Genomic DNA, 25,828 nt, shown 5'->3' with positions numbered 1-25,828 from the left:
AAAAGCCGCTCGACAAGATGAGCCGCGCGGAGTGGGAATCGCTCTGCGACGGTTGCGGCAAATGCTGCCTGCACAAGCTGGAGGACGAGGTGACGGGGGAGGTGTTTCCGACCAACGTCGCCTGCCGCCTGCTCGATCGGCGCATGGGCCGCTGCAAGGATTATCGCCATCGCCACGCCTATGTGCCGGAATGCGTAAGACTGACCCCGGCCAAGCTCAAGACGCTAGACTGGCTGCCCTCGACCTGCGCCTATCGCCTGCTCGCCGAGGGGCGGCCGCTCTACGATTGGCACCCGCTCATCTCCGGCGATCCGGAATCGGTGCATCGCGCCGGCGTGTCGACGCGCGGCTGGACGGTATCCGAAGACGAAGCCGGCGACCTCGAGGATCATGTCGTCGAGCGTGAGCTTTGAAGGCGGCGGCCGCGTCCGGCCGCTGACTGTTCACCGCAGCGCCACTGCACGCCGCATGCGCCTTGCCGTCGATCCGCGTGACGGGGCGGTGCGGCTGACGCTGCCGCGCCGCGCCTCGCTCAGCGCGGCCACCGCCTGGGCCGAGACGCACCGTGACTGGATCGAATCGAGCCTCGCCCGGCTGCCCGCGCCGCGCCCCTTCCTGCCCGGCGCGACGCTCCCGCTGGAAGGACGGGAGGTGGCGATCGCCTGGGACGCCGCCCATCCCCGCAGCATACGCCGCGAGGACGACCGGCTGATCGTCGGCGGGCCGGCGGAGCTGATCGCCGCCCGGCTATTGCGCTGGCTGCGCGCCGAGGCACTGGCACGCCTCAGCGAGGACAGCCATTTCTATGCGGAGCGGGCGGGAGTGTCGCTCGGCCGCATCGCTGTCGGCGATCCGCGGACCCGCTGGGGGAGCTGCGCCGCCTCCGGTGACTTGCGCTACAGCTGGCGGCTGATCCTGGCGCCTGCCGAAGTGCGTCGTGCCACCGCTGCGCACGAGGTCGCGCATCGGCTCCACATGCATCATGGCCCGGCCTTTCACGCCGAGCTCGCCCGCCTGTTCGGTCGTGAGCCGGGCGCCGAACGCGCCTGGCTCAAACGCAACGGCGCGGCGCTTTACTGGGTCGGCCGCGCCGGCTGAACGCTGACCGCGGAGCGCGGCGCCGGCGGCGGGGCGCCGCCCGGCAGCGACGCCGGGTTGCGGCGCGGCTGGGGCTGCGGTTGCTGCCGGCCCAGAACGCCGTCCAGCCATTGCTGATCGAGCCGCGGCGGCGCCTCCTCTCCCTGCGCAGGCGCCGGCTGGACCAGCGGCGGTCCGCCCGGGGCCGGCGGCTCGCCGGGATTGATCAGCGGCGGCTCGTCCGGCTGATCGCCCTCGCGGGGCAGGGGCTGGCCATTCTCGTCGACCATCACGCCATTTTCGTCGGGGGCGCCGAAATAGGCTTCCTCGTCCGGTTCGAGCTGCCATTCGGGCAGCTTCACCTCGGTGGCGAATTTCTGCACCGGCCGCTTGGCGACCGCCTCTTTCATGAAATCGGCGAAGGCTTGGGCGGGCGCGCGGCCGCCGGACAGGCCGGGCATGGGCCTGGCGTCGTCACGCCCCATCCACACGCCGGTGGTCAGCCCGGAGGAGAAGCCGAGGAACCAGCCGTCCTTGTTGGACGAGGTGGTGCCGGTCTTGCCAGCCACCGGCCGGCCGATCTGGGCGGCGCGCGCGGTGCCGGTGTTGACCGCGGTCTGCAGCAAGTCCGTCGCCTGCGCTGCCACCCATGGCGCGACCAGCACGCGCGGCTCCGGCAGCTCGTGCTCGTAGAGCGTGCCGCCATTGACCACGGTCACCCTGGTGATGCCGTAGGGCGTCACCGCGACGCCGTTCGCCGCGACCTCGGCGAAAGCGCGGGTCATCTCGATCAGCCGCACTTCGGAGGTGCCGAGCACCATCGACGGGTGGGTGTTGATCGGGCTGGTGATGCCGAAGCGCTTGGCCATGTCGGCGACGGTCTGGAAGCCGACGATCTCGCCGAGCTTCGCCGCCACGGTGTTGATCGAGAAGGCGAAGGCGGTGCGGATGTCGATCTGGCCGGCGAAGTTGCGGTTCGAATTGCGCGGGCTCCAGCCGTCGATCGTCACCGGCTCGTCGACCACCGGCTCGTCCGGGGTATGCCCTGCCTCGAGCGCGGCGAGATAGACGAACAGCTTGAAGGCCGAGCCCGGCTGGCGCACCGCCTGCGTCGCCCGGTTGTAGATTGACGAGACATAGTCCCGGCCGCCGACCATGGCGCGCACTGCCCCGTCCGTCTCCATCGACACCAGGGCGCCCTGCGCACCCGCCGGCGCGTCGGCGCGGATGGCGCGATCGGCGGAACGTTGCATGGCGATGTCGAGCGTCGTCCATACGTCGATCGGCTGGGTCTTCTCGTCGATCAGCGTGTCGAGCTGTGGCAGCGCCCAGTCGGTGAAGTAGCGCACGCTGTTCTGCCGGGCTTCCGGCGCGAACCGCACGGCTGCGGGGTCGGCGGCGTCGGCCTCGGCCTGGGTTACGGCCCCGGTCTCGACCATGGTGTGGAGCACGACGTTGGCGCGTCCGACGGCGGCGGCCTGATCGGCGGTCGGCGCATAATTTGACGGCGCCTTGACGAGCCCGGCGATGATCGCCGCCTCGCCCAGCGAAAGGCTGCTCGCGCCATGGCCGAAGAATTTGCGGCTGGCCGCGTCGATGCCATAGGCGCCGCCGCCGAAATAGACCTTGTTCAGATAGAGTTCGAGGATCTCTGCCTTGGAGAATTTTCGCTCCATCGCCAGCGCCAGGATGATCTCGCGCGCCTTGCGGCCGAGATTATAGCTCTGGTTGAGGAAGATGTTGCGGGTGATCTGCTGGGTGATCGTCGAGGCGCCCTCGATACGCCGGCCCTGCCCGCGACGCTGGAACGCGCGCCACACGCCGCGGCCCATGCCGATCGGATCAACGCCGGGATGCATGTAGAACCGGCGATCCTCGACCGAGACGATCGCCTCCTGCATCACCTTCGGGATCGTCTCCAGCGGAAGCCATTCGCCGTAGGAGGGGCCGAGGGTGACGAGCACCGTGCCGTCGGCCGCGCGAACGCGGATCATCTGGCCGTTGGGCGATGATTTGAGGCCGGCATAATCGGGTAGCGAAGTCATCGCCAGGCCCACCGCGACGGCGATGCCGATCAGGCCGAGCACGGCCAGCCCGATGAGGATCTTCACGACACGTCCGATCACGCCCGATCGCTTGCGGCGTGGCGGCTGCGGGGGCGGCGGGGCAGAGCGGGCGCGGGGAGAAGCCATGGGCGGAATAGTCGCCGATTACCCGCTCCGCCGGCCCGCCACAAGCAAAGGCTGTCCCGTGCTTACCCCTTCCGGTCGAAATCGCCGCCAATCCGGGTCAGGCGCATCGCCGGGCCGAGCAGCCATGGCGCCGCGCCAAGCAGTGCCAGCGCCGGGCCGGCCAGCCCCGGCCGCTCGGCGATGTCGCGGATCATCCCGGCGATGCGCAGCGGCCGTGCCGCCGCCCGCGCGAAGGGCGGCTGGAAAGGCGCCCGCCGTACACAGGCGGCCACGGCATGGGCGGCGCTGGCGAGCGCGATGCCGATGCCTTCGCCGGCGAGCGAAGGGATGACGGCAGCCTGATCGCCGAGCCGGTACAGGCCCGGCGGAGCGGCCTCGGCGCGCCACCCATAAGGAATATTGGCGACGGCCTGCACCGGCCCCGACGCGCCGGCGCCCAGCCGCTCGCCCAGCCGGGGCGATTCCCGGCCGAGGGCATCGATCAGCGCCTCCGGCCGCCCGCCGGCCGCGTCCAGCCGGCTGCGATGGACGGCGAGGCAGAGATTGGCGCTGCCATCCTCCTGCAGGACGAGCCCGGCATAGCCGCGATCGAACAAATGGAGCTCGATCGTCTCCGCCAGCAGCCGCGCGAGCCCCGGCGCGGCGGCGAGGCGGAGGCGCAGGCCGAGCACCGGGTCGCCCCCGGCCCGCGGCCGGGCAAGGCCGCGCAGCTCATGCTTGCCCGTGGCGAGGAACAGCGCATCGCACGTCACCTCGCCGCCGTCGTCGAGCCGGACGCGCCCGGGCTCCGCCTCCCGCGCCGCGACGCCGCGCTCGACGGCATCGACACGGGCGAGGAGGGCGCCATCCAGCGCGCGGCGCGACAGCCCCGCCGCCCTGCCGGGTAGCGCCGCCGCCACCGTCCGCGCGCCGGCGAACAACCGCACCTGCGTCACCGCCCGAGCCCCCAGCGCAAAGGGATCGACGCCGAGCGCGCCGAGTGCCTCCAGGGTCCGCCAGGAAAGGAAGCCGCCGCACAGCGCGTCGGCGGTGGTGCGCTCCCGCTCGATCAGCAACGGGCGATGACCGGCGCGGGCCAGCCGGATCGCGGCGGCGGCGCCGGCCGGCCCGCCGCCGACGATCAGCGCCGTCTCTCGACGCACAGCCGGAAGGGGAAGGCGCGAAACACCCGTGCGCCCGCAATCCCGGCTTCGGCGAGGATCGGCGGCCATTCCGCGGGTCGATAGCTGCGGGCGATGGAAAGGGTGCCGTCCTCGCGGACGATGCGGTGCCAGCCCATCAGCCGGGCGAGCAGCGGATAGCCGAAATGGGCGAAGCCGTGGCGGTGCAGGTCGTTGACGAACCAGCCGAGGGTCGCGTGCCGCTCCATGTGGCGGAGGAACGCGACGAGCTGGGCGTGGCTCATATGATGGGCCACGAAGCTGGAGATGATCAGGTCGAAATCGCCGAGATCGGCATAGTCGCCGGTGCGATAGTCGATCGCCATGCCGGCGGGGGTCGCGGCGCGCGCCACGGCGGCGCTGCGCGGGTTGAGGTCGACGCCGACCAGCTCGGCGGCAATCCCCCGCCGCGCCGCCCAGCGGGCGATGACACGCAGCATGTCGCCGTCGCCAAAGCCCACATCGAGCAGGCGGATGCGATCGCGCCCGCGCGTGGCGCGCGTGAGGAAGGCGAGGGTCGGGCGGGCGCTCATCGTCAGCCGGTTGACGCGGGCGAGGTCGCCGAGCACCGCTGCATAGACGGCCGGATCGAGATCCGGCGCGTCCATCTGCTCCTCGGCAAGGCTGCGTGCGGCGAGGCTCATGCCGCGCTCCGGAAGCGGAAGCCTTCCGCGGCGAGGCCCGGTCCGAAGGCGACGGCAACGCCATCGCCGGCCTGTCCGAGCAGCCTCGCAAGGGTGAACATCAAGGTCGAGGAGGACATGTTGCCATGCTCGCGCAGCACCGCCCGCGAGGCGGCGAGCGCGTCGCCCGGCAGCGCCAGCGCATGTTCGACGGCGTCGAGGATCGAGCGCCCGCCGGCATGGACCGCGATGCGCTCACCCGCCAGCCGCGCGCGCAGGTCGGGCGTCGCCAGCGCCTCGCCGATCCGCTGCGGCACCGCGCCCGACAGGTGCATGGCAAAGCCGTGATCGCCGATCGTCCAGCGGATCAGCCCTTCGGAATCGGGCAGCGTCTCGGAAAAGGGTTGCTCGATGGACAGCCCGCCGGGCTCCGCCGTGACCAGCGCCGCCGCCGCCCCGTCGCCGAACTGGAGCATGGCGAGCAGCGGCTCCAGCCTTTCCTCCGGCTGAAGGTGCAGGGTGGACAGCTCCACCGTCACCACCAGCACCCGCGCGGCCGGCGTCGAGCGGACGATGTGATGCGCCGTGCGCAGCGCCGCGACCGCCGCATAACAGCCCATGAAGCCGATCAGCGTGCGCTCGACATCCCCGGGCAGGCCGAGCCGGGCGGCGAGCAACTGGTCCACCCCCGGCGCCACGAAGCCGGTGCAGCTCGCTACGACGAGGTGGCTGACCGGCCCCGTCTCGCCCAGCGCACGCACGGCACGTTCGGCGAGGGCGGGCGCGGCCTCGGCATAGCGGGCCATGCGCACTCCGGTCGAGGGCATGGCGCCGCCGTCGTAGAAGCCGCCCGGCGCCACCGGAGATCCGCCGTCCGGGGCATGGGGAAGCACCGACCAGCGGTGGACGATGCCCGATCGCTCGGCCATGCGCAGGAACAGGCGTCGCTCGCGCTCCTCCACGGGCTGGGCGACGGCCCAGTCCACGAAGGCGCGGTGGATGTCGTGACCGGGCACGGCGGTGCCGATGCGGTTGATCCAGGGGGTCGTCACTCGCGGAACCAGCGCAGCATCACGAAATAGCCGGTGACGCCGACCGCCACGGCCACGCAGAACCCGGTGACCCACCAGAAGGCGTGGGGATGATGGGCATAGGGGATGCCGTCCACATTCATCCCGAGCAGGCCGGTGATGAACGTCAGCGGCAGGAAGATCAGCGCGACCACCGACACCAGCAGCGCCCGTTGCTCGACCAGCTCGGCGCGCAGATCGGTGAGCTGCTCGTGCATCAGAGCGGCCCGCTCGCGGATCGCTTCCAGCTCTTCCGCCATGCGCGCGAAGCGATCGGCGGCGACGCGGACATGGGAACGGTCGTCATCCTCAAGCCAGTCCACCTCCAGCCCGGCGAGGCGCTCCAGCGCGGCGCGCTGCGGCGCCACGAACCGCCGGTAGAGGATAGCGCGCGAGCGGGCCTTTCCGATCCGTGCCCGCACGCCCAGCCCGCGGCGTGGGCGCAGCATGTCGGATTCGAACTCGTCCAGCGTGTCGCCGAGGGCGGCGACGTCCGGATCCAGCGCCTCGGTGATGGTGACGGCGATGGCGGTGATGAGGTCGCCGGGATCGCGGATCCGGCCCGCCTCCATCGCCGCGCGCACCGGCTGTACCGCCGCCAGCGGGAAGAAGCTGACGGAGATGACGCGCCCCTTTTCAGCCCAAAGCCGGATCGAGACGAGGGCGTCGGGCGCGACCACGCCCTGGGTGGCGAGGCCGCGCAGGTTGAGGATCGCGCCGGCATGGATGACGTCGGCGCGCGGTCGCGTTTCCTCGGCGGTGAGCGCTTCGAGGGCGGCGCGCGGCAGGTCGGTCTTCTCCAGCCATGCGCGCGATTCGGGATCGCGGCCGTCGAGATGCACCCAGACCAGCGCCTTGTCGTCGTTGGAATGCTGAGGCGCGCCGGCGACGCCGCATTCGGCCACCGTGCCATCGGCATGAACGACATAGCCGCAACCGATCATGCGCGCGCATCCTCCAGAGAAAGATCGAGGGAGAGGCCGGGGGGGGGCGTCTCCGGCGGGGTGGGACAGGGGATGAGTTCCGCATCGGCCCGGGCACGGTTCAATATCGCCTGCGGAATATTCGGCCGGTGATAGACGCGGTCGGCGTGCGACAGCAGCCGCGCGATGCGAAGCGTGAGCTCGTCCGGGTCGGCGGAGACGAGGCGGACGGAAATGAGCGCCGCCGGCGTGGGATCGGCAGCGCCGGCGATCCAGCCGGCGACATCGCCCGGCTCGCCGAGCGGATCGAGCGTGCCGCCCGCGCCGAGCGCGGCGTCGATCGCCCGGCGCCGGTCCGCCGCGTCCGGCCAGCGCGCGCGGATGGCGGGCCGCGCCGCGTGAAGAGCGGTGGCGAGGGCGCCCAGCCCGGCCGGCAGCAGCGCCTCGATGCGCTGGCGGAGCGCCTTGGCGAGCCCGGCAGACGCGCCGCCGGTGCCGATCGCCACCATCACCGGCGCGCGATCGACAATCGCCGGGAAACTGAAATCGCACAGGGCTGGGCGGTCGACGACATTGACGATGAGGCCGCGTGCGCGGAGCCGGGCGGCGGCGTCCGCTGCTTCGCCCTCGTCGGCAATGGCCACCACGGCGATGCGGGCGCCCGCGTCCTCCTCCCCGACCAGGCGGGCGCCGGCGCGCAGCAACAGGCGCCGTTTCGCGTCCGCCGCCCCGCCTTCGCCGAGGAGGATCACGGCCCTGCCGCGAAGGTTCAGGAAAACAGCCAGGCTTTCCACAGCGCGCTTTGTGGGGTGCCGGGGGCCGCTTTCCAAGCGCTGATGTCAGATCTCGGCGAGGAACGCCCGGATTTGCGGCGCGAGATCGGGGCGGGACAGGGACAGGGCGATATTGGCCTGGATGAAGCCCGCCTTGTCGCCGCAATCATAGCGCCGGCCGTCGAAGGTGAACCCGTGGAACGGCTGGTTGCCGATCAGCTGGGCCATGGCGTCGGTGAGCTGGATCTCGCCGCCGGCGCCCTTCTCCTGCTTTTCGAGGATGCGCATCACCTCGGGCTGGAGGATGTAGCGGCCGGGGATCATCAGGTTAGACGGCGCCGTGCCGAGCTTGGGCTTTTCGATCAGCGCCTTCACCTCGGTCAGCCGGCCATTGACCGCGCCGGGCGAGATGATGCCATATTTATCGGTCTGGTCCGGCGCCACTTCCAGCGCGCCGATGACGTTGCCGCCGACCGTCTCATAAGCGTCGACCATCTGCTTCATGAATCCGGGCGTGCCGACCATCAGCTCGTCCGGCAGGAATACCGCGAACGGCTCGTCGCCGACGATGTCGCGCGCGCACCACACGGCATGGCCGAGGCCGAGCGGCTCCTGCTGCCGGACATAGACGGGTGACCCCGGCTTCTGGCGGATCGAGGCGATGGCATCGAGGGATTTGCCCCGCGCCTTCATAGTCGCCTCGAGTTCGTAGGAAATATCGAAATGATCCTCGAGCGCGCCCTTGCCGCGCCCGGTGACGAAGATGATCTGTTCGATCCCCGCCTCGATCGCCTCTTCCACCGCATATTGGATCAGCGGCTTGTCGACGACGGTCAGCATCTCCTTCGGCATTGCCTTGGTGGCGGGAAGGAAACGGGTGCCGAGGCCGGCGACCGGGAAGACGGCCTTGCGAACAGCTTTCATGCGGACTCCTCAACAAGCCAGTGCGGCAGATTATCCGCAGCGATCAGCGCCTCGACCGGCTGCCTTTCGCGGACGACCGCCCAGTCGCCCCCGGAGACGAGCACTTCCGGCGTGAGCGCGCGGGAATTGTAGGTGCTGGCCATTGTCGCCCCATAGGCACCGGCCGTCATGAAGGCGACGAGATCGCTTGCCGCGACCCGATCCATCGGGCGTTCCATGGCAAACGTATCCCCCGTCTCACAGACCGGGCCAACGACATTGGCGTCGAAACGTTCCCCGCGCGGGACGACCGCGCGGATGTCGTGCCAGGCGTCGTAGAGCGCCGGGCGCATCAGGTCGTTCATCGCCGCATCGACGATGACGAAGGGGCTGGCGCTGCCGGGCTTGACCCGGATGACGCGGGTGAGGAGCACGCCGGCATTGCCGACGATCAGCCTTCCGGGCTCGAAAATCAGGCGCAGGCCCCAGTCGGCGGTGATCCGCGCCACCATCGCGCCATAATCGGCCGGCGACGGCGGGAGCGGCCGGGCGGGATCATAGGGGATGCCGAGCCCGCCGCCGAGATCGGCGGTGGCCAGCGCATGCCCGTCGCCGCGCAGCGCCGCGATCAGCGTGCCGATGCGGGTGAAGGCGCGCTCGAGCGGCGCGAGATCGGTGAGCTGGCTGCCGATGTGCACGGCCACGCCCTGCACGACGATGCCCGGCCGCGCGGCAGCCCTCGCATAGGCGGCGCGCGCTATGTCGTGCGGGATGCCGAACTTGTTCTCGGATCGGCCGGTGGAGATCTTCGCGTGGGTGCCTGCGTCGACGTCCGGATTGATGCGGAAGGCAACCCGCGCGGTCAGCCCGAGGCTGGCGGCGACCTCGCTCAGCGTCTCCGCCTCCTCCTCGGATTCGAGGTTGAACTGGCCGATGCCGGCGTTGAGCGCCAGCGCCATCTCGTCCGCGGTCTTGCCGACGCCGGAGAACACGATCTTCCCCGGCGCGATGCCCGCGGCGAGCGCGCGCTTCAGCTCGCCGCCGGAGACGACATCGGCGCCCGCCCCGGCGCGGGCCAGCGTCGCCAGCACCGCGGCGTTGGGATTGGCCTTCACCGCATAGGCGATCAGCGGATCGTCGAGCGCCGCCAGCGCCTCGCGGAACACGCGGAAATGCCGCTCGATCGTGGCGGTGGAATAGACATAGACGGGCGTGCCGACGGTTTCGGCGATCTCGGTCAGCGCCACGTCTTCGGCGTGCATCACGCCGTCGCGGTAGAGAAAATGGTCCATGAAATGGCCTTTAGAGGTGCGGCAGCTCGAAACGATCGTCGCGCCGGCGTTCGGATTGGCGCAGCAGCTCGTCCGATCGTTCGGGCCGCGCCTGGGTGGTCGGGGTCAGCAATTCGGCGACGGTCGGCTGGGCCGGCGCCGTGGCCGGTTTCTGCGGCATCGCCTTGCCGGCGACCGGCGCCAGCGTCTCCTGCTTGCCGCAGCCGACCAGCCCCAGCGCGGCGACGACGACGATGACGAGCGCTTGCGCCCTCATTCGCCCAGACCCAGCGTCGTGCGGGCCTCCGCGATGCGGGCGCGCACCTGCTCCGGCGCGGTACCGCCGAAGCTCGCCCGTGCCGCCACCGATGCCTCGACCGGCAGCACCTGATAGACGCGCTCGTCGATCCGCCCGTCGATCGCCTGCAGTGCTTCCAGCGGCAGCTGGGCAAGGCCGCAGCGCTCGCTCTCGGCCAGCCGCACCGCCTTGCCGGTGATCTCGTGCGCCTCGCGGAAGGGGATATCGGCAACGCGGACCAGCCAGTCGGCAAGGTCGGTGGCGGTGGCGAAGCCGGCCTCGGCGGCGGCGCGCATCCGCTCCTGGCGGAAGCTGATCGTCTCGATCATGCCGGTCATCGCCGCGAGGCTGAGGGCGAGCAGGTCGTGCGCCTCGAACACCGGCGGCTTATCGTCCTGCATGTCCTTGGAATAGGCGAGCGGCAGGCCCTTCATCGTCGTCATCAAGGCGACGAGGCAGCCCTGGATGCGGCCGGCATGGCCGCGCACCAGCTCGGCGGCGTCGGGGTTGCGCTTCTGCGGCATGATCGACGAGCCGGTCGAATAGGCATCCGGCAGCGCCACGAAGCCGAATGGTTGCGACGCCCACAGCACGATCTCCTCGGCGAGGCGGGAGAGATGCAGCGCGGCCTGCGCGGCGGCCATCAGATAATCGATGGCGAAGTCGCGATCCGACACGGCGTCGAGCGAATTGGCGGTCGGCCTGTCGAAGCCCAATGCAGCGGCCGTCGCCTGCCGGTCGATCGGAAAGCCGGTGCCGGCCAACGCCGCGGAGCCGAGCGGGCATTCGTTCATGCGCACGCGGGCATCGGCGAAGCGCGAGCGATCGCGCCTGGCCATCTCGTAATAGGCCATGAGGTGATGGCCGAGCGTCACCGGCTGGGCCGACTGGAGATGCGTGAAGCCCGGCATCACCGTGTCGGCATGCTCGGCGGCGCGCGCCACCAGCGCCTTCTGGAACGCCTCCAGCCCCGCTTCCACCGCGTCGATGGCGTCGCGCACCCACAGGCGGAAGTCGGTGGCGACCTGATCGTTGCGGCTGCGCGCGGTGTGCAGGCGGCCGGCCGCGTCGCCGATCACGTCCTTCAGCCGCGCCTCGGTGGCCATGTGGATATCCTCGAGCGCGAGGTCCTCCGGCACGCCGTCCGCCTCATATTCGGCGGCGATGCGATCCAGCCCGGCGCCGATCGCGTCGGCATCGGCGGCGGTGACGATGCCTTGCGCGGCGAGCATGGCGACATGCGCCTTGGACCCGGCTATGTCCTGCCGCCAGAGTCGCTTGTCGAACGGGATGGAGGCGTTGATCTCGCGCATCACCGCCGCCGGCCCTTCGGCGAAGCGGCCGCCCCACATGCTGTTGGAGCCGGAATTGCGCGCAACCATCCTGTTCACCCTGACGACAATGGGCCTGATGCTAGGCGCGTGCGATAGGCAGAAACAGCCCGAGCCGCAACCACAGTCCCAGCCCGAGGCGGCCGGCGTGATCGACACCTCCCATCGCGGGGAGAATGCGCCGGTCGTGCCATTCCTCGCGCCCGACGGCGGGCCGGCGACGCTTTCCGGCTTCCGCGGCAAGCCGCTGCTGGTCAATCTCTGGGCCACCTGGTGCGCACCCTGTGTCAGGGAAATGCCGACGCTGGACCGTCTCGCCCAGGCGCGGGCGAAGGATTTCCAGCTCGTCGTGGTCAGCCAGGACATCAACGGCAAGGCCGCCGTCGACCCCTATTTCGCCAAGAGCAGGTTCGTCGCGCTCAAGCCTTATCTCGACAAGCAGAACGTGCTGATGATGGGCCTCAACGTCGACACCTTGCCGGTGACGATCTTCTACGATGCCAAGGGCAAGGAACAGTGGCGTGTCACCGGCGGCATGGACTGGACCAGCGAGCGCGCCAGGAAGCTGATCGACGATGCGCTGAAGGACCCCGGCAAGGCCTGAGCTAGCGGTCGAGATAGGCGGCGAAGGCCGCGGCGTAATCCGGATGCCAGCGCGACAGCGCCGGCCGGCCGTGGATCACATCCTCCATCGCCCAGCGCATCCTCTTTTCGTCCATCTCGCGGGTGACGTCATTGTCCGGGCAGAGGATGTAGAAGTCGCCGCGATCGAGCGCCGGCATCATGAAATCGACGACCTGCTCGGCGGTCCACGCGCCGGCCGGCTTGTCGGCGATGCCGCGCGCGCGGGTGAAGCCGGTGAAGGTGAAGCCGGGAATCAGCAGATGCGCCGTCACCCGGCCCTCGCTGCGCAGCAGATCATGGGCGAGCGATTCGGTGAGCGCCTTCAGCGCCGCCTTGCTGACATTGTAGGCGGTGTCGCCGGGCGGCAGCGTGATGCCCTGCTTCGACCCGGTGTTGATGACGGCGCAGCGCAGGCCGCCCGCGATCATGTCCGGCACGAACAGCTGGATGCCGTGCAGCGGCCCGAGCAGGTTGACGTCGAGCGTCGCCTCCCAGGTCGCGGCGTCGGCGAAGATGCCGCCGCCGCCCTCACGCGCGGCGTTGTTCATGAGCAGGGTGACGGGGCCGAGATCGTCGGCGATCGCCTTCACCCGGGCCACGTCCTCGCGCCGCGCGACATCGGCGATCACCGGATGGACCGCCAGTCCCTCCCCGCGCAAAGCCTCGCCGGCGGCCGCCAGCGCATCACCGTCGCGGTCGGCGAGCACCAGGCGCATGCCGGCGGCGCCGAAACGGCGCGCGGCGGCAAGGCCGATGCCGCTGGCGGCACCGGTGACGACCGCGACGTGATCCGGGGCGATGGCGGGATGGCCGGGCATGGCGTGTCCTTGTGAAGCGATATCGTCGCCTCTCTAGGGCAGCCAGCCCGGCTTGTCGTCAGTGGCTGCCGTGGATGCGCGAATCGCCGCCCCGTTCCGGGGTCGGCTTGGCGACCGGCTTGGGCATGGCGGCGCCGCCGCCCTGCGGGTCGGAATCATAGTCCTCGGGCCCGCCGCCGCCGCCGGCGCCCGCACCGCTGCCGGCCACCGCGCCGTTCACATCGGTGGCACGGCGGCCGCGATTCTGCGTGCTGCTCCGGCTGTCCGGCGTGCCCGACGCCTTGCGTTCATAGCCGCCCTCGTCCGCCGCATAGAGCGCCGGGTTGCCGCGAACGGCCTTGTCATTGTCTTTGGCCATGTGTTGCTCCTTTCATGCGCGGAACAACGCATGGCCGGCCGATCAGTCGCGCAGCAGCTCGTTGATGCCGGTCTTGGCGCGGGTCTGGGCGTCGACGCGCTTGACGATCACCGCGCAATAGAGCGAGGGTCCGCCCTTCGGATCGGGCAGCGCGCCCGGCACCACCACCGCATAGGGCGGCACCTCGCCGCGGAACACCTCGCCGGTGGCGCGATCGACGATCTTGGTCGATGCGCCGAGATAGACGCCCATCGAGAGCACCGCGCCCTCGCGCACGATGACGCCCTCGGCCACCTCGGCGCGCGCGCCGATGAAGCAGCCGTCCTCGATCACCACCGGGCCCGCCTGCAGCGGCTCCAGCACGCCGCCGATGCCGGCGCCGCCCGACAGGTGGACGTTGCGGCCGATCTGCGCGCAGGAGCCGACCGTCGCCCAGGTGTCGACCATCGTGCCCTCGCCGACATGGGCGCCGATATTGACGAAGCTCGGCATGAGCACGCAAGACCGGCCGATGAAGCTGCCCCGCCGCGCGACGGCGCCGGGCACGGCGCGGAAGCCGGCGGCGCGGAAGCGCGCCTCATCCCAGCCGGCGAACTTGGACGGCACCTTGTCGAAGCCCGGAGCGCCGGCCGCGCCGCCCTCGATCAACGCATTGTCGTTGAGGCGGAACGACAGCAGCACCGCCTTCTTCAGCCACTGGTTGACGCGCCAGCCGCCGGTGCCGTCCGGCTCGGCGACGCGCGCCGCGCCCTGGTCGAGCAGGCCGATCGCCTGATCCACCGCATCCCGCACCGGCCCGATGGTCGTGAAGCCGAGCGTGTCGCGCTCTTCCCAGGCCTGTTCGATGGTCGCGGCGAGATTGGTGTTCATGCGTCAGTCCCCAGTTCGTGCAGCCAGTGGCCGAGATCGGCGATGCGATAATCGATGAAATCGGTCGCGACAGGCCCCTGCCCCTGCTCGGAGCCGTTGTCGAGCCATGCCGTGGTCATGCCGAGCGCCTTGGCCGGGGCGAGGTTGCGCGCCATGTCCTCGACGAACAGCGCGGTTTCCGGGCGCAGGCCGAGCGCGTCGCACATCGATCGATAGGCCTGCGGGTCGGGCTTGGGCCGATAGGCGCAGGCATGGATGTCGTGGATCGCCTCGAAGCTTTCCGACAGGCCGAGCCGGTCGAGCACGCGCCGGGCATAGGGGGCGTCGGCATTGGTGAAGATCAGCTTGCGGCCCGGCAGCCTGCCGATCGCCGCCACCAGCCGGCGGTCCTCGGCCACCACCTCCAGGTCGATGTCATGGACGTCGGCGAGATAATGGTGCGGATCGATGCCGTGGTGCCGCATCAGGCCGGCCAGCGTCGTGCCATGCTCGTGGAACCAGCTTTTCTGCAGCGTCCTCGCCGCCACCGCATCGAGCCCGGTGACCCGCGCGACATAGGCCGTCATGCGCCGGTCCATCTGCCCGAACAGGTCGCAGGCGGCCGGGTAAAGCGTGTTGTCGAGATCGAAGATCCACGTGTCGACATGGGCAAGGGCAGGCAGCATCGCCGGGCCTCCTGTTATCCTGGAACCGTTTCGTGGCCAGTTCATTCCGCAGGCGCGCCGACTGCCCGGCGCTGGGAGACCTGCCATGATCCTGAAGCACCTGATGATCGCCGTGACGCTGGTCAGCGGATTCGCCGCCCTGCCTGCCGCCGCCGATGCCCAGCCGCGCCATGGCTGGAACGGCCACCATCGTCAGGTCCGCGTCTGCAAGCGCGTGCGCGACCGTCATCATCGCTGGGTCCGCCGCTGCACCTGGCGCCGCCGCTAGGCCCCGGACGAACGGCCCTGCGGCTCAGACGGTGAAGCTCTCGCCGCAGCCGCAGGCGCCCTTCGCATTGGGATTGGCGAACACGAAGCCGGCCGAGAAATCATCCTCCACCCAATCCATCGTCGAGCCGATCAGATAGAGGATCGAGCCGGCATCGACGTAGAAATCGCCGCCGGGCGTGGCGATCTTCTCGTCCATCGGATCGGCCGCCGTCACATAATCCACCGAATAGGCGAGGCCCGAGCAGCCGCGCCGCGGCGTGGAGAGCTTCACGCCCACCGCCCCTTCCGGCGCCCGCGCCATCAGCGCTGCGATGCGCGCCTCGGCCGACGGCGTCAGCGTCAGCGCGGCCGGGCGTTCGCGGACCCGCGTCGCCATCACAGCATCCCCAGTTCGAGCTTGGCCTCGTCGGACATTTTCTGCGGATCCCATGGCGGATCCCAGACCAGGTTGACCTCGGCCGAGCCGATGCCCGGCACCGCCCCGACGCGCAGCTCGACCTCGCCCGGCATGCTCTCGGCGACCGGGCAATTGGGGGTGGTGAGCGTCATCGTGACGGTGGCGTGGCTGTCGACGATGTCGACGCCATAGACCAGGCCCAGCTCGTAGATGTTCACCGGGATTTCGGGATCGTAAATCTCCTTGAGCGCGGCGATCACCGCTTCATAGAGATCGCCGCCGGGCGCATCGGCCGGCTGGACCGTCGGCCTGGTCTCGAGGAAGCCGGTCAGATAATCCCGCTCGCGGCCGACCTGCGGCCGCTCCGGCGCCGGGGGAGCCGCGTCGAGTTCCTCGATCCTGATGCTGTTGCTGCCGTCGCTCATCCGAAAATTCTCGCTACCCGTTCGATACCGGCCGCCAGCGCGTCGACATCCGCGGCGCTGCTATAGACCCCGAAACTCGCCCGCGCCGTCGCCGGCACGCCGAGATGCTCCATCAGCGGCTGGGCACAATGATGCCCGGCGCGGATGGCCACCCGGCCTTCGTCCAATATGGTGCCGACGTCATGGGGATGCACCCCCTCGACCGCGAATGAGACGATGCCCGCCGATGTCGCCGGTCCGAACAGGGTGACGCTGTTCATCCGGCCGAGGATGTCGCGGGTGCGGGCGACCAGCGCCGATTCATGGGCATGGATCGCCTCCAGGCCGATCGCCTCGACATAGTCGATCGCCGTCGCCAGCCCGAGCGCGCCGACGATATGCGGCGTCCCCGCCTCGAAGCGCGACGGCGGCGGCGCGTAGGTGGTGCGCGCGAAGCTGACCCGGTCGATCATTGATCCGCCGCCCTGCCATGGCGGCATCGCATCGAGCAGCTCCGGGCGCGCCCACAGCACGCCGATGCCGGTCGGCCCATAGAGCTTGTGGCCGGAAAAGACGTAGAAGTCGCAGCCCAGCGCCGCGACGTCCACCGGCAGGCGCGGCACCGCCTGGCAGCCGTCGACGAGAAGCAGGGCGCCGACGTCATGGGCCAGCGCGGCCGCGCGGGGCACGTCGAGGATCGAGCCGAGCACGTTGGAGACATGGGCCAGCGCCACCAGCTTGTGCGCCGGCCGCAGCATCGCCGCCAGTGCGTCGAGGTCGATGCGGCCGTCGGCGGTCAGCGGGCAGACGTCGATCTCGACGCCGACGCGATCGCGCAGCAACTGCCACGGCACGATGTTGGAATGATGCTCCAGCGTCGACAGGATGATGCGGTCGCCGGCCTTGAGGTGGGCGAGGCCCCAGCTCTGCGCGACGAGATTGATCGCCTCGGTCGCGCCGCGGACATAGACGATCTCCTCGGCCGCGCCGGCGCCGATGAAGCGGGCGACGCGGGTCCGCGCCGCTTCATAGGCCAGGGTCATGTCGGCGGAGCGCTGATAGACGCCGCGATGCACGGTGGCATAGGTCTCGCCATAGGCCCTGGCGATGGCGTCGAGCACCGGCCACGGTTTTTGCGCGGTGGCGGCGGAATCGAGATAGGCCCACCCTTCCGGGATCGCCGGGAAATCGGCCAGCCGATCGAGCGGCGCGGTATCGAGGATCGCGGTCATGCGCCGAGCCACGCCTCGGCATCGGCGAGGAACGCCGCGCGCACCGCTTCGTCGCCGATCCGCGCCAGCGCGTCGGCGACGAAAGCACGGGTGAGCAGCGCCTTCGCCTCGACCGGCGGCACGCCGCGGCTGGCGAGGTAGAAAAGCGCGTTGCGGTCCAGCTCGCCCACCGTGGCGCCATGGGCGCATTTCACGTCGTCGGCGAAAATCTCCAGCTCCGGCTTGGCGTTGATCGTCGCGGTGCGGGCGAGCAGCAGGCCCTTGAGCGACTGTTCGGCGTCGGTCTTCTGCGCGTCGCGGGCCACCTCGACGCGGGCGGCCACCGCGCAGGTCGCGCGATCGTCGGCGACCGAGCGCCACAGCTGCCGGCTGGTGCCGCCGGCCGCCGCGTGGCGCAGCACCGCGTTGGCGTCGTGGCGCTGGGCGCCGCGGGCGAGCAGCGCGCCGCCCGCCTCGCCATAAGCGCCGCCACCCTCCAGCGTCAGCCGCGTGTCGAGCCGGCTGTCGCCGCTGCCGGCAGCGAGGGTGGCGATATCGAGGCTGGCGCCGGCCGCCAGCGAAGCGGTGTCGGTGAGGCTCGCGAAGCCGCCGCCGAGCACGCGCCGGGCGATGCCCAGCCGCGCCGCCCGGCCGAGCGTGATCTTGCGCGCGACATTGTGCCAGCCCTCGCCGGCGAAGGTCTCGACGAGGCTCGCCTGCGCGTCCTCGTCCATCACGATCTCGGCGGCGACATGCGCCGGCCCGCCCGTGGCGACATGGACGATCTCGATCGTCGCCGCCGGCCCGCGGTCCCTGGCCAGCTGCAGCCGCCAGCCCTGATGGCCGGCGAGCCGACCGAGCGGATGATCGCCCGCGCCCGCCTCGGCAGGGCCGACCGTTACCGGGCCGGGATCGCTTTCCTCGGGCCGGTAGGCGCCGTCGATGAACAGCAGGCGCGGGCCGCCACAGCCGATCCACAGCTCGCCGGTCGGGGCGCGGCCGCCGGGGCGCGCGCCGGCCAGCGCCGGGAGGCCCGAAAGGTCGCTCCAGCGCCACGCCTCGTCATGTGTCGAGGGAAGGTCCAGCACGCCGTTCACGCCGCCAGCGCCCCATAGCCTTCGCGCTCCAGCTCCAGCGCCAGTTCGGCGCCGCCGGAGCGGACGATGCGGCCGCCGGCCAGCACATGCACGAAGTCCGGCTTCACATAATCGAGCAGCCGCTGATAATGGGTGATCAGCAGCACCGCCCGGTCAGGCTTGCGCATGATCGTGTTGATGCCGTGGCCGACGACGCGCAGCGCGTCGATGTCGAGCCCCGAATCCGTCTCGTCGAGAATGGCGAGGCGCGGGTCGATGATGCCCATCTGCACCATCTCGTTGCGCTTCTTCTCGCCGCCCGAGAAGCCGACATTGACCGGCCGCTTGAGCATGTCCTGGGCGAGGCCGAGCGCATCCGCCTGGGCCCGCGCGAGGCGCAGGAAATCGCCGCCGGACAGTTCCGCCTGCCCCCGCGCCACGCGCTGGGCATTGAGCGCCGAGCGCAGGAACTGCACGTTCGACACGCCGGGGATCTCGACCGGATACTGGAAGCCGAGGAACAGCCCTGCCGCGGCGCGCTCATGCGGCTCCTTGGCGAGCAGATCCTCGCCCAGGAAGCGGACCGACCCGCCCGTCACCTCGTAACCGGGCCGGCCGCCGAGCGTATAGGCGAGCGTCGACTTGCCGGCGCCGTTCGGACCCATGATGGCGTGGATCTCGCCGGCGTTGATGGACAGCGAAAGCCCGTTGAGGATCGTCTTGCCGCCCACTTCGGCCGAAAGGTTTTCGATGTTGAGCATGGTCATATCTTATCCAACCGATCCTTCGAGGCTGATGCCGAGCAGCTTCTGGGCCTCGACGGCGAATTCCATCGGCAGCTGTTGCAGCACCTCGCGCGCGAAGCCATTGACGATGAGGGCGACGGCCGCTTCCTGGTCCAGCCCGCGCGACATGGCGTAGAACAGCTGGTCGTCCGAGATTTTCGAGGTGGTCGCCTCATGCTCGATCTGGGCGGAGGGATTGCGGACCTCGATATAGGGGACAGTGTGCGCGCCGCACTGGTCGCCGAGCAGCAGCGAATCGCACTGGGTGAAGTTGCGCACGCCCTCGGCCGTCGGGCCGACGCGGACCAGACCGCGATAGGTGTTGTTCGATTTGCCGGCGGAGATGCCCTTGGACACGATCGTCGACCGGGAGCCCTTGCCCAGATGGATCATCTTGGTGCCGGTATCGGCCTGCTGGTGGTTGTTGGTGACCGCCACCGAATAGAATTCGCCGACCGAATTCTCGCCCGCCAGCACGCAGCTCGGATATTTCCAGGTGACCGCCGACCCGGTCTCGACCTGGGTCCAGCTCACCTTCGAGTTCCGCCCCTGGCAGAGCGCGCGCTTGGTGACGAAATTATAGATGCCCCCCCGGCCCTCGGCGTCGCCGGGATACCAGTTCTGCACCGTCGAATATTTGATCTCCGCATCGTCGAGCGCGACCAGCTCGACCACGGCGGCGTGAAGCTGGTTCTCGTCGCGCTGCGGCGCCGTGCAGCCTTCCAGATAGGAGACGTATGCGCCTTTGTCGCAGACGATCAGGGTCCGCTCGAACTGGCCGGTATTGGCGGCGTTGATGCGGAAATAGGTGGAAAGCTCCATCGGGCAGCGCACGCCCTCCGGCACATAGACGAAGGTGCCGTCGGAAAAGACCGCGCTGTTGAGCGTGGCGAAATAATTGTCGTGGATGGGCACGACCTTGCCCAGCCATTTGCGGACCAGCTCGGGATATTCCCGGATCGCCTCGGAGATGGAGAGGAAGATGACGCCGGCCTTCTTCAGCTCCTCGCGGAAGGTGGTGGCGACCGAGACGGAATCGAACACCGCATCCACCGCCACCTTGCGCGCACCCTCGACGCCGGCGAGCACCTTCTGCTCCTCGATCGGGATGCCGAGCTTCTCATAGGTGCGGCGAATTTCCGGATCGAGCTCGTCCAGCGAGGACAGGCTCGGCTTCTGCTTGGGCGCCGCGTAATAATAGGCGTCCTGATAGTCGATCGGCGGCACGTTGAGCTTGGCCCAGTCGGGCGCCGTCATGCCCTGCCACATGCGGAAGGCCTTGAGCCGCCATTCCAGCATCCATGCCGGCTCGTTCTTCTTGGCCGAGATGAAGCGGACGATGTCCTCGTTGAGGCCCTTGGGCGCGAATTCCTGCTCCAGATCGGAGACGAAACCCCATTCGTAGGTCGCGGCCTTGTCCGCCGCGTCGCGCGCCGCCTGGTCGCGCAACTCGGGGGCGTCGTCCTTGCTGAGGGTGGTGCCGTCGCTCATTTCAGGCCGTCACCTTGCCGGCCAGCGTCGCGAGGGTGACGCCGCCCAGCGCGCCCTTCACGGCGGAATTGACGACGCTCCAATGCGGCTTCATCCGGCAATTTCCTTCCAGTTCGCAGTCCCGCCGCCCCTCCACGCAGGAAGTCATGGCAATCGGGCCCTCCACCGCCTCGACGATGTCGGCGATGGAAATCTCGTCCACGGTGCGCGCCAGCATGAAGCCGCCGCCCGCCCCGCGCGCGGAGGTGAGCAGCCCGGCGCCGGCCAGCTTGCCCATCACCTTCTGCGCGGTGGGCAGCGGCACGCCCGTCTCGCTGGCGAGCGACGTCGCCGAAAGGCGCGTGCCGGCACGATGCCGCGCGGCGGCGGACATCATCACCACGGCATAGTCGGCAAGGCTCGACAGGCGCATCGGGATTCCCGTTCAATCGGATCGATTCGATCCGGTTCGCCATCTGGTGTCCACGCCGCTTCTGGTCAACCCTTTATGTGCCGGGCATAGCAGCAGCCATGGACGCTTATCGCCTGCTCCGCCCGCTCCTCTTCCGTATGGATGCGGAGAATGCCCATCGCATGACGATCGGCGCGCTCAAGCTCTTCGGCGGCGAGGCGGCGCCGGACGGCGATCCCATCCTCGCGCGGCAGGTGGCGGGGCTGGATTTCCCCAACCCGGTCGGCCTCGCCGCCGGCTTCGACAAGGACGGCGAGGTGCCGGATGCGATGCTGGGGCTCGGCTTCGGCTTCGTCGAGATCGGCACGGTGACGCCGCTGCCGCAGGACGGCAATGAGCGTCCGCGGCTGTTCCGGCTGGTCGAGGATCGCGCCGTCATCAACCGCATGGGCTTCAACAATCGCGGCCAGGCAGACGCGCTGGCGCGCCTCTCCGCCCGGCCGCGGCGCGGCATCGTCGGCGTCAATATCGGCGCCAACAAGGATGCCGCCGACCGCATTGCGGATTATGCCGCGGGCGTGCGGGCGATGGCGCCGGTGGCGGATTATCTGACGATCAACATCTCGTCTCCGAACACGCCGGGCCTGCGTGCGCTGCAGGGCCGCGCCGCGCTCGACGAGCTGCTCGCCGGCGCGCTGGAGGCACGGCCGGAAGGCGGGCCGCCGATCTTCCTCAAGGTCGCGCCGGATCTGAAGCCCGAGGACATCGACGACATCGCCACCGTGGCGATGGATCGCCGGGTGGATGCGCTGATCATCGCCAACACCACCATCTCGCGCCCCAAGCTGAGATCGCCGCACCGCGCCGAAGGCGGCGGCCTTTCCGGCGAGCCGCTGCGCAACCTGGCGCTGGTCCGGCTGGTCGATTTCCGGCTGGCGACGGGCGGACGCCTGCCGCTGATCGCGGCTGGCGGGATCGCGTCGGCCGAGGATGCGTGGCGTCGGCTGAAGGGCGGCGCCAGCCTCGTCCAGCTCTACACCGCGCTGGCCTATGAAGGGCCGGGGCTGGTCCAGCGCATCACCGCCGGTCTCGCCGAGATGTTCGCGCGGGAGGGTGATCCGCGGGCCATGTAATCATTCTGGCCACCGCCTCGCGGCAAGCCCGATGCGAACGGCACGGGCCGGGGCGAACCGGACGGCCAGCGTTGGTCGCCGCCGTCCGCCGTTCGCTTCCCGCCTGTCGGGAGCCAGCCACCGTCAGGCGGGAGTTGGGGGCGGAAACACTCCGCGACAATCCCCTTGCCGTAGCGTCATCGGCGGCTATCGTCCCTCATCATGTTCCTTCGCCTGTTCACCGCGCTCGCCCTCCTCCTGTCCACTGTCTCCCCGGCGATCGCAGCCGGAGGCGGGATGGTCTCGGCCGCCGATCCGCGCGCGGCGGCGGCGGGGCAGGAAATCCTCCGCAAGGGCGGCAGCGCCGCCGATGCCGAGATGGCGATGATGCTGGCCCTCACCGTGGTCGAGCCGCAATCGTCCGGGATCGGCGGCGGCGGCTTCATGCTCTATCAGGACGCCCGCTCGAACAAGCTCACCAGCTATGACGGGCGCGAGGCGGCGCCGGCGGCGGCCGGCCCGCGCTATTTCTACGCAGACGGCCAGCCGCTCAGCCATTCCGCGGCCGTGCCGGGCGGCAAGAGCGTCGGCGTGCCGGGCAATTTGCGGCTGATGGCGATGGTCCATCGCCAGCATGGCAAGCTGCCCTGGGCAGCGCTGTTCCAGCCGGCCATCCGCCTCGCCCGCGACGGCTTTGCGATCACGCCGCGCATGGAGGATTTCCTCAGCCGCATCGGCAATATCGACAGCGAGTGGGGCAAGTCATACCTGATGGCCGACGGCCGCCCCCGGCCGGTCGGCGCCATCCTGCGCAATCCCGACCTCGCCGCGACCCTTGCCGACATCGCGGCACGCGGCGCGGACAGCTTTTATGTCGGCCCACGCGCGCAGCGCATCGTCCAGACCGTCAATGGCGCGCGCCGCAATCCCTCGCCGATGACGGCGGGCGATCTCGCCGCCTACGACGCCAAGGAGCGGCCGGCGCCGTGCGGCAGCTATCGCGGCTGGCGCATCTGCGGCATGGGCCCGCCCTCCTCAGGCGCGGTGGCGGTGTTCCAGATCCTCAAGCAGCTCGAGCGTTTCGACATGAAGGCGCTGGGCAAGGACAGCCCCACCGCCTGGCACCTCATCGCCGAATCGATGCGCCTCGCTTATGCCGATCGCGACGCCTATCTCGGCGATCCCGATTTTGTGAAGGTGCCGGTGGCCGGGCTGATGGACCCGGCCTATCTCGCCGGGCGCAGCCAGCTCATCGCCACCGACCGCTCGCTCGCCCATGCCGAGCCCGGCTTGCCGCCCGGCGCCGAGCCGCGCGCTGTCGTCGCCGGCAACGAGGTGCCCTCGACGACCCATTTCGTGGCCATCGACGCCGCCGGCAACGTCGCCACGATGACCTCGACGATCGAGGGGCCGTGGGGCTCCGGGCTGACGGTGGACGGTTTCTTCCTGAACAACGAGCTCACCGATTTCGATATCGTGCCCGAGAAGGACGGAAAGCTCGTCGCCAACCATGTCGAGGGGGGCAAAAGGCCGCGCTCGTCGATGGCGCCGACCATCGTCTATGCGCCGGACGGCTCGCTGCGGCTCGCCATCGGCGCGGCCGGCGGCTCGACGATCATCGCCCAGGTGGCCAAGGCGCTGATCGGCATTCTCGACTGGGGTCTCTCCGCGCAGGAAGCGATCGCGCTGCCGCAAATCTATGCGCCGGGCGACACCGTCGTCGTCGAGCAGGGTACCGCGCTGGCGGCGATGGCGCCCCAGCTCACCGCGCTCGGCAACCAGGTGCGGGCCGGCACGTTGCCGCTCAAGGCCAATGCCATCGAACGGGTGAACGGCGCGCTGCGTGGCGCCGCCGACCCGCGCAGCGAAGGGGTGGCGCTGGCCCAGTGATACCCGTCCGCGTGGCGAGGCGGGAAGAGGAGAAGCGCATGGCGCGCGCGCTGGAGGAATTCCCCAATCTGGTGACGATGTTCTTCGCGCGCGCCGCGCAGAAGGGCGACGCGCCCTTCCTGTGGGCGAAGCGCGACGGCGCCTGGGTCGCCATGAGCTGGGCGGAGACGGCGGCGCAGGTGGCGCGGCTCGCCGCCGGCCTTTCCGGACTGGGGCTGAAGGCGGGCGACCGGGTGATGCTCGTCTCGGAGAACCGGCCGGAATGGTGCATCGCCGATCTCGCCATCATGGCCGCGGGCTGCGTCACCGTGCCGGCCTATGTCACCAACACCGAGCGCGATCATCACCACATATTGGAGAATAGCGGCGCGCGGGCGGCGATCGTCTCCGGGCCGAGGCTGGCGCGCAACCTGGTGCCGGCGGTGATGCGCTCGTCGCAATGCCTGTCCGTGATCGGCATGGAGCCGTTGCGCATCGGCCAGTCCGGCGCGATCAGCTTCCATGACTGGGCGGCGCTGGTCGCCGGCCCGGCGACCGCGGCGGAGGTGGCGGCCCGCGCCGATTTCGGGCGGGCGGACCTCGCCTGCATCATCTACACCTCGGGCACCGGCGGAGCGCCGCGTGGCGTCATGCAGCATCACGGCGCGATCCTCGCCAATGTCGCGGCCTGCACCGAAGTCGTCGTCGAGGATTTCGGATGGGGGGACGAGGTGTTCCTCTCCTTCCTGCCGCTCAGCCATGCCTATGAGCATACCGGCGGCCAGCATCTGCCGATCGCGCTCGGCGCCCAGATCTATTATTCCGAGGGGCTGGAGAGGCTCGCCGCCAATATCGAGGAAGTGCAGCCGACCTTCATGATCGTCGTGCCGCGCCTGTTCGAGGTGCTGCGCCAGCGTACCGCCAGGCAGGTGGAGAAACAGGGCGCGGCGGCGGCCTGGCTGCTCGACCAGGCGCTGGCGGTGGGCCGGCGCACCGCCCAGGGGCGACGCCGCATCGTCGATGGCCCGCTGGACCTCCTGCTCAACGCCACCATTCGCCGCAAGGTGGCGGGCAGGTTCGGCGGGCGGCTCAAGGCGCTGGTCTCGGGGGGCGCGCCACTCAACCCCGAGGTCGGCGGCTTCTTCTCGTCGCTCGGCATCATCCTGCTGCAGGGCTATGGCCAGACCGAGGCCGGGCCGGTCATCTCCTGCAACCGGCCGGCGGCCGGGATCAGGCTGGACACGGTCGGTCCGCCGCTCCCCGGCGTCCAGCTGCGCATCGCCGAGGATGGCGAGATCCTCGTCGCGGGCGAGCTCGTCATGCATGGCTATTGGCGCAACCCCGAGGAGACGGCGCGGGTGCTGGTCGACGGCTGGTTGCACACCGGCGATATCGGCCATCTCGACGAAGCCGGCCGGCTGGTCATCACCGATCGCAAGAAGGATCTCATCGTCAACGACAAGGGCGACAATGTCTCGCCCCAGCGGGTCGAGGGCATGATGACGCTACAGCCGGAGATCGTGCAGGCGATGGTCGTCGGCGACCGGCGGCCCTATCTGGTCGGCCTCGTCGTGCCGGATGCGGAGTGGATGGCGGAATGGTCCACCGCCGCCGGCCTGCCGGGCGACCTCGTCCTGCTGCGCGAGCATGCCGCCTTCCAGCGCGCCGTGCAGGCGGCGGTGGACCGGGTGAACGCGGACCTGTCGACGATCGAGAAGGTGCGGCGCGTGCTGATCGCCGACGGGCCGTTCACCATCGAGAATGAACAGATGACGCCGTCGCTCAAGATCAGGCGCCATGTCCTCCGGCGCGTTTACGGCGCCCGGCTGGATGCGCTGTACAAGGCCGACAAGCCGCCGCGCTGAG

28 protein-coding genes are annotated in these 25,828 nt (G+C 70.0%); 7 read left to right on the top strand and 21 right to left on the bottom strand.

Annotated features, from left to right (window positions below):
* The first annotated feature begins 17 nt into the window (after positions 1 to 17).
* Both KOF26_RS03455 and KOF26_RS03450 read left to right on the top strand, forming a co-directional pair.
* Positions 18 to 413, top strand: a complete 396-nt coding sequence (locus KOF26_RS03455) for a YcgN family cysteine cluster protein (RefSeq protein ID WP_253201130.1) — start codon at positions 18 to 20, stop codon at positions 411 to 413.
* Positions 403 to 1,098 (top strand): M48 family metallopeptidase, encoded by a 696-nt coding sequence (locus KOF26_RS03450; RefSeq protein WP_363181733.1) that lies wholly within the window; start codon positions 403 to 405, stop codon positions 1,096 to 1,098. Before KOF26_RS03455 ends, KOF26_RS03450 begins: the two co-directional genes overlap by 11 nt.
* Here KOF26_RS03450 and KOF26_RS03445 read toward each other — a convergent pair.
* The 10 genes from KOF26_RS03445 to argH form a co-directional block, all read right to left on the bottom strand.
* Positions 1,074 to 3,269, bottom strand: coding sequence for a transglycosylase domain-containing protein (locus KOF26_RS03445; RefSeq protein WP_216320187.1), 2,196 nt, complete (start codon positions 3,267 to 3,269; stop codon positions 1,074 to 1,076). The genes KOF26_RS03450 and KOF26_RS03445 overlap by 25 nt on opposite strands.
* A 62-nt stretch (positions 3,270 to 3,331) precedes the next feature.
* A complete protein-coding gene (locus KOF26_RS03440) occupies positions 3,332 to 4,411 on the bottom strand; it encodes an NAD(P)/FAD-dependent oxidoreductase (RefSeq protein WP_216320185.1) in 1,080 nt (359 codons plus the stop codon).
* Positions 4,390 to 5,073, bottom strand: coding sequence for a methyltransferase domain-containing protein (locus tag KOF26_RS03435; RefSeq protein ID WP_216320184.1), 684 nt, complete (start codon positions 5,071 to 5,073; stop codon positions 4,390 to 4,392). Before KOF26_RS03435 ends, KOF26_RS03440 begins: the two co-directional genes overlap by 22 nt.
* Positions 5,070 to 6,104: a type III polyketide synthase gene (locus tag KOF26_RS03430; protein ID WP_216320182.1), complete on the bottom strand. Its 1,035-nt coding sequence runs from the start codon at positions 6,102 to 6,104 to the stop codon at positions 5,070 to 5,072. The genes KOF26_RS03435 and KOF26_RS03430 overlap by 4 nt, the downstream gene beginning before the upstream one ends.
* Positions 6,101 to 7,066: a zinc transporter ZntB gene (locus tag KOF26_RS03425; protein ID WP_216320180.1), complete on the bottom strand. Its 966-nt coding sequence runs from the start codon at positions 7,064 to 7,066 to the stop codon at positions 6,101 to 6,103. Before KOF26_RS03425 ends, KOF26_RS03430 begins: the two co-directional genes overlap by 4 nt.
* Positions 7,063 to 7,839: a precorrin-2 dehydrogenase/sirohydrochlorin ferrochelatase family protein gene (locus tag KOF26_RS03420; protein WP_216320178.1), complete on the bottom strand. Its 777-nt coding sequence runs from the start codon at positions 7,837 to 7,839 to the stop codon at positions 7,063 to 7,065. The genes KOF26_RS03425 and KOF26_RS03420 overlap by 4 nt, the downstream gene beginning before the upstream one ends.
* Before the next feature lie 45 nt (positions 7,840 to 7,884).
* Positions 7,885 to 8,742, bottom strand: a complete 858-nt coding sequence (gene galU / locus KOF26_RS03415) for a UTP--glucose-1-phosphate uridylyltransferase GalU (protein WP_216320175.1) — start codon at positions 8,740 to 8,742, stop codon at positions 7,885 to 7,887.
* Positions 8,739 to 10,013 carry a diaminopimelate decarboxylase gene (gene lysA, locus KOF26_RS03410; RefSeq protein ID WP_216320172.1) on the bottom strand — a complete coding sequence of 425 codons (1,275 nt, stop codon included), beginning with the start codon at positions 10,011 to 10,013 and terminating at the stop codon, positions 8,739 to 8,741. The genes galU and lysA overlap by 4 nt, the downstream gene beginning before the upstream one ends.
* Before the next feature lie 10 nt (positions 10,014 to 10,023).
* Positions 10,024 to 10,269, bottom strand: coding sequence for a hypothetical protein (locus KOF26_RS03405; protein ID WP_216320169.1), 246 nt, complete (start codon positions 10,267 to 10,269; stop codon positions 10,024 to 10,026).
* The gene (argH, locus tag KOF26_RS03400) at positions 10,266 to 11,642 is read right to left on the bottom strand and encodes an argininosuccinate lyase (protein WP_216321634.1); all 1,377 of its coding nucleotides are present in this window, start codon (positions 11,640 to 11,642) and stop codon (positions 10,266 to 10,268) included. The genes KOF26_RS03405 and argH overlap by 4 nt, the downstream gene beginning before the upstream one ends.
* Positions 11,643 to 11,658: 16 nt before the next feature.
* Between argH and KOF26_RS03395 the strand changes: the two genes are divergently transcribed.
* Positions 11,659 to 12,225 (top strand): TlpA family protein disulfide reductase, encoded by a 567-nt coding sequence (locus tag KOF26_RS03395; protein WP_253201075.1) that lies wholly within the window; start codon positions 11,659 to 11,661, stop codon positions 12,223 to 12,225.
* Position 12,226: 1 nt separating this feature from the next.
* On the opposite strand, the gene KOF26_RS03390 is transcribed toward KOF26_RS03395, so the two are convergent.
* Genes KOF26_RS03390 through KOF26_RS03375 form a run of 4 tightly spaced genes read right to left on the bottom strand, consistent with a single transcriptional unit; the run spans position 12,227 to position 14,956 of the window.
* Positions 12,227 to 13,063, bottom strand: coding sequence for an SDR family NAD(P)-dependent oxidoreductase (locus KOF26_RS03390; protein WP_216320166.1), 837 nt, complete (start codon positions 13,061 to 13,063; stop codon positions 12,227 to 12,229).
* 58 nt (positions 13,064 to 13,121) lie between these two features.
* Positions 13,122 to 13,421 (bottom strand): hypothetical protein, encoded by a 300-nt coding sequence (locus tag KOF26_RS03385; protein WP_216320147.1) that lies wholly within the window; start codon positions 13,419 to 13,421, stop codon positions 13,122 to 13,124.
* Between the two features lie 42 nt (positions 13,422 to 13,463).
* Entirely contained in the window at positions 13,464 to 14,291 is an 828-nt protein-coding gene (gene dapD, locus KOF26_RS03380; protein WP_216320144.1) for a 2,3,4,5-tetrahydropyridine-2,6-dicarboxylate N-succinyltransferase, read from the bottom strand.
* Positions 14,288 to 14,956, bottom strand: a complete 669-nt coding sequence (locus tag KOF26_RS03375; protein WP_216320142.1) for a pyrimidine 5'-nucleotidase — start codon at positions 14,954 to 14,956, stop codon at positions 14,288 to 14,290. The genes dapD and KOF26_RS03375 overlap by 4 nt, the downstream gene beginning before the upstream one ends.
* A gap of 85 nt (positions 14,957 to 15,041) precedes the next feature.
* Here KOF26_RS03375 and KOF26_RS03370 point away from each other — a divergent pair, with 85 nt between their 5' ends.
* On the top strand, positions 15,042 to 15,224 hold the full coding sequence (locus KOF26_RS03370; protein ID WP_216320140.1) for a hypothetical protein: 183 nt from the start codon (positions 15,042 to 15,044) through the stop codon (positions 15,222 to 15,224).
* 24 nt (positions 15,225 to 15,248) lie between these two features.
* Here KOF26_RS03370 and KOF26_RS03365 read toward each other — a convergent pair whose 3' ends face one another.
* From KOF26_RS03365 to KOF26_RS03335, 7 genes are read right to left on the bottom strand one after another with little or no spacing between them, the layout of a single operon-like run.
* Positions 15,249 to 15,602 (bottom strand): HesB/IscA family protein, encoded by a 354-nt coding sequence (locus tag KOF26_RS03365; protein WP_216320138.1) that lies wholly within the window; start codon positions 15,600 to 15,602, stop codon positions 15,249 to 15,251.
* Complete coding sequence (locus KOF26_RS03360; protein WP_216320136.1) at positions 15,602 to 16,048, bottom strand: SUF system Fe-S cluster assembly protein; 447 nt, start codon at positions 16,046 to 16,048, stop codon at positions 15,602 to 15,604. Before KOF26_RS03360 ends, KOF26_RS03365 begins: the two co-directional genes overlap by 1 nt.
* A complete protein-coding gene (locus KOF26_RS03355) occupies positions 16,045 to 17,259 on the bottom strand; it encodes a cysteine desulfurase (protein ID WP_216320134.1) in 1,215 nt (404 codons plus the stop codon). The genes KOF26_RS03360 and KOF26_RS03355 overlap by 4 nt, the downstream gene beginning before the upstream one ends.
* Positions 17,256 to 18,335 carry a SufD family Fe-S cluster assembly protein gene (locus tag KOF26_RS03350; RefSeq protein ID WP_216320132.1) on the bottom strand — a complete coding sequence of 360 codons (1,080 nt, stop codon included), beginning with the start codon at positions 18,333 to 18,335 and terminating at the stop codon, positions 17,256 to 17,258. The genes KOF26_RS03355 and KOF26_RS03350 overlap by 4 nt, the downstream gene beginning before the upstream one ends.
* On the bottom strand, positions 18,332 to 19,075 hold the full coding sequence (gene sufC / locus KOF26_RS03345; RefSeq protein ID WP_216321630.1) for a Fe-S cluster assembly ATPase SufC: 744 nt from the start codon (positions 19,073 to 19,075) through the stop codon (positions 18,332 to 18,334). Before sufC ends, KOF26_RS03350 begins: the two co-directional genes overlap by 4 nt.
* A 9-nt stretch (positions 19,076 to 19,084) precedes the next feature.
* Positions 19,085 to 20,590, bottom strand: coding sequence for a Fe-S cluster assembly protein SufB (gene sufB / locus KOF26_RS03340; protein WP_216320130.1), 1,506 nt, complete (start codon positions 20,588 to 20,590; stop codon positions 19,085 to 19,087).
* Position 20,591: 1 nt separating this feature from the next.
* Positions 20,592 to 21,002, bottom strand: coding sequence for an SUF system Fe-S cluster assembly regulator (locus KOF26_RS03335; RefSeq protein ID WP_216320127.1), 411 nt, complete (start codon positions 21,000 to 21,002; stop codon positions 20,592 to 20,594).
* 98 nt (positions 21,003 to 21,100) lie between these two features.
* Between KOF26_RS03335 and KOF26_RS03330 the strand changes: the two genes are divergently transcribed.
* The 3 genes from KOF26_RS03330 to KOF26_RS03320 all read left to right on the top strand — a co-directional run bounded on the left by KOF26_RS03330 (position 21,101) and on the right by KOF26_RS03320 (position 25,827).
* On the top strand, positions 21,101 to 22,114 hold the full coding sequence (locus KOF26_RS03330) for a quinone-dependent dihydroorotate dehydrogenase (protein WP_216320124.1): 1,014 nt from the start codon (positions 21,101 to 21,103) through the stop codon (positions 22,112 to 22,114).
* Between the two features lie 201 nt (positions 22,115 to 22,315).
* Positions 22,316 to 23,983, top strand: coding sequence for a gamma-glutamyltransferase (gene ggt / locus KOF26_RS03325; protein WP_216320121.1), 1,668 nt, complete (start codon positions 22,316 to 22,318; stop codon positions 23,981 to 23,983).
* A gap of 38 nt (positions 23,984 to 24,021) precedes the next feature.
* Positions 24,022 to 25,827, top strand: coding sequence for an AMP-dependent synthetase/ligase (locus KOF26_RS03320; RefSeq protein ID WP_216320119.1), 1,806 nt, complete (start codon positions 24,022 to 24,024; stop codon positions 25,825 to 25,827).
* Position 25,828: the final 1 nt, after the last annotated feature.

This window comes from Sphingomonas quercus (assembly GCF_018863195.1).
GTDB classification, from domain to species: domain Bacteria; phylum Pseudomonadota; class Alphaproteobacteria; order Sphingomonadales; family Sphingomonadaceae; genus Solisphingomonas; species Solisphingomonas quercus.
The sequence above is the reverse complement of the archived record's forward strand: the minus strand, read 5'-3'. Positions and strand labels throughout refer to the sequence as shown.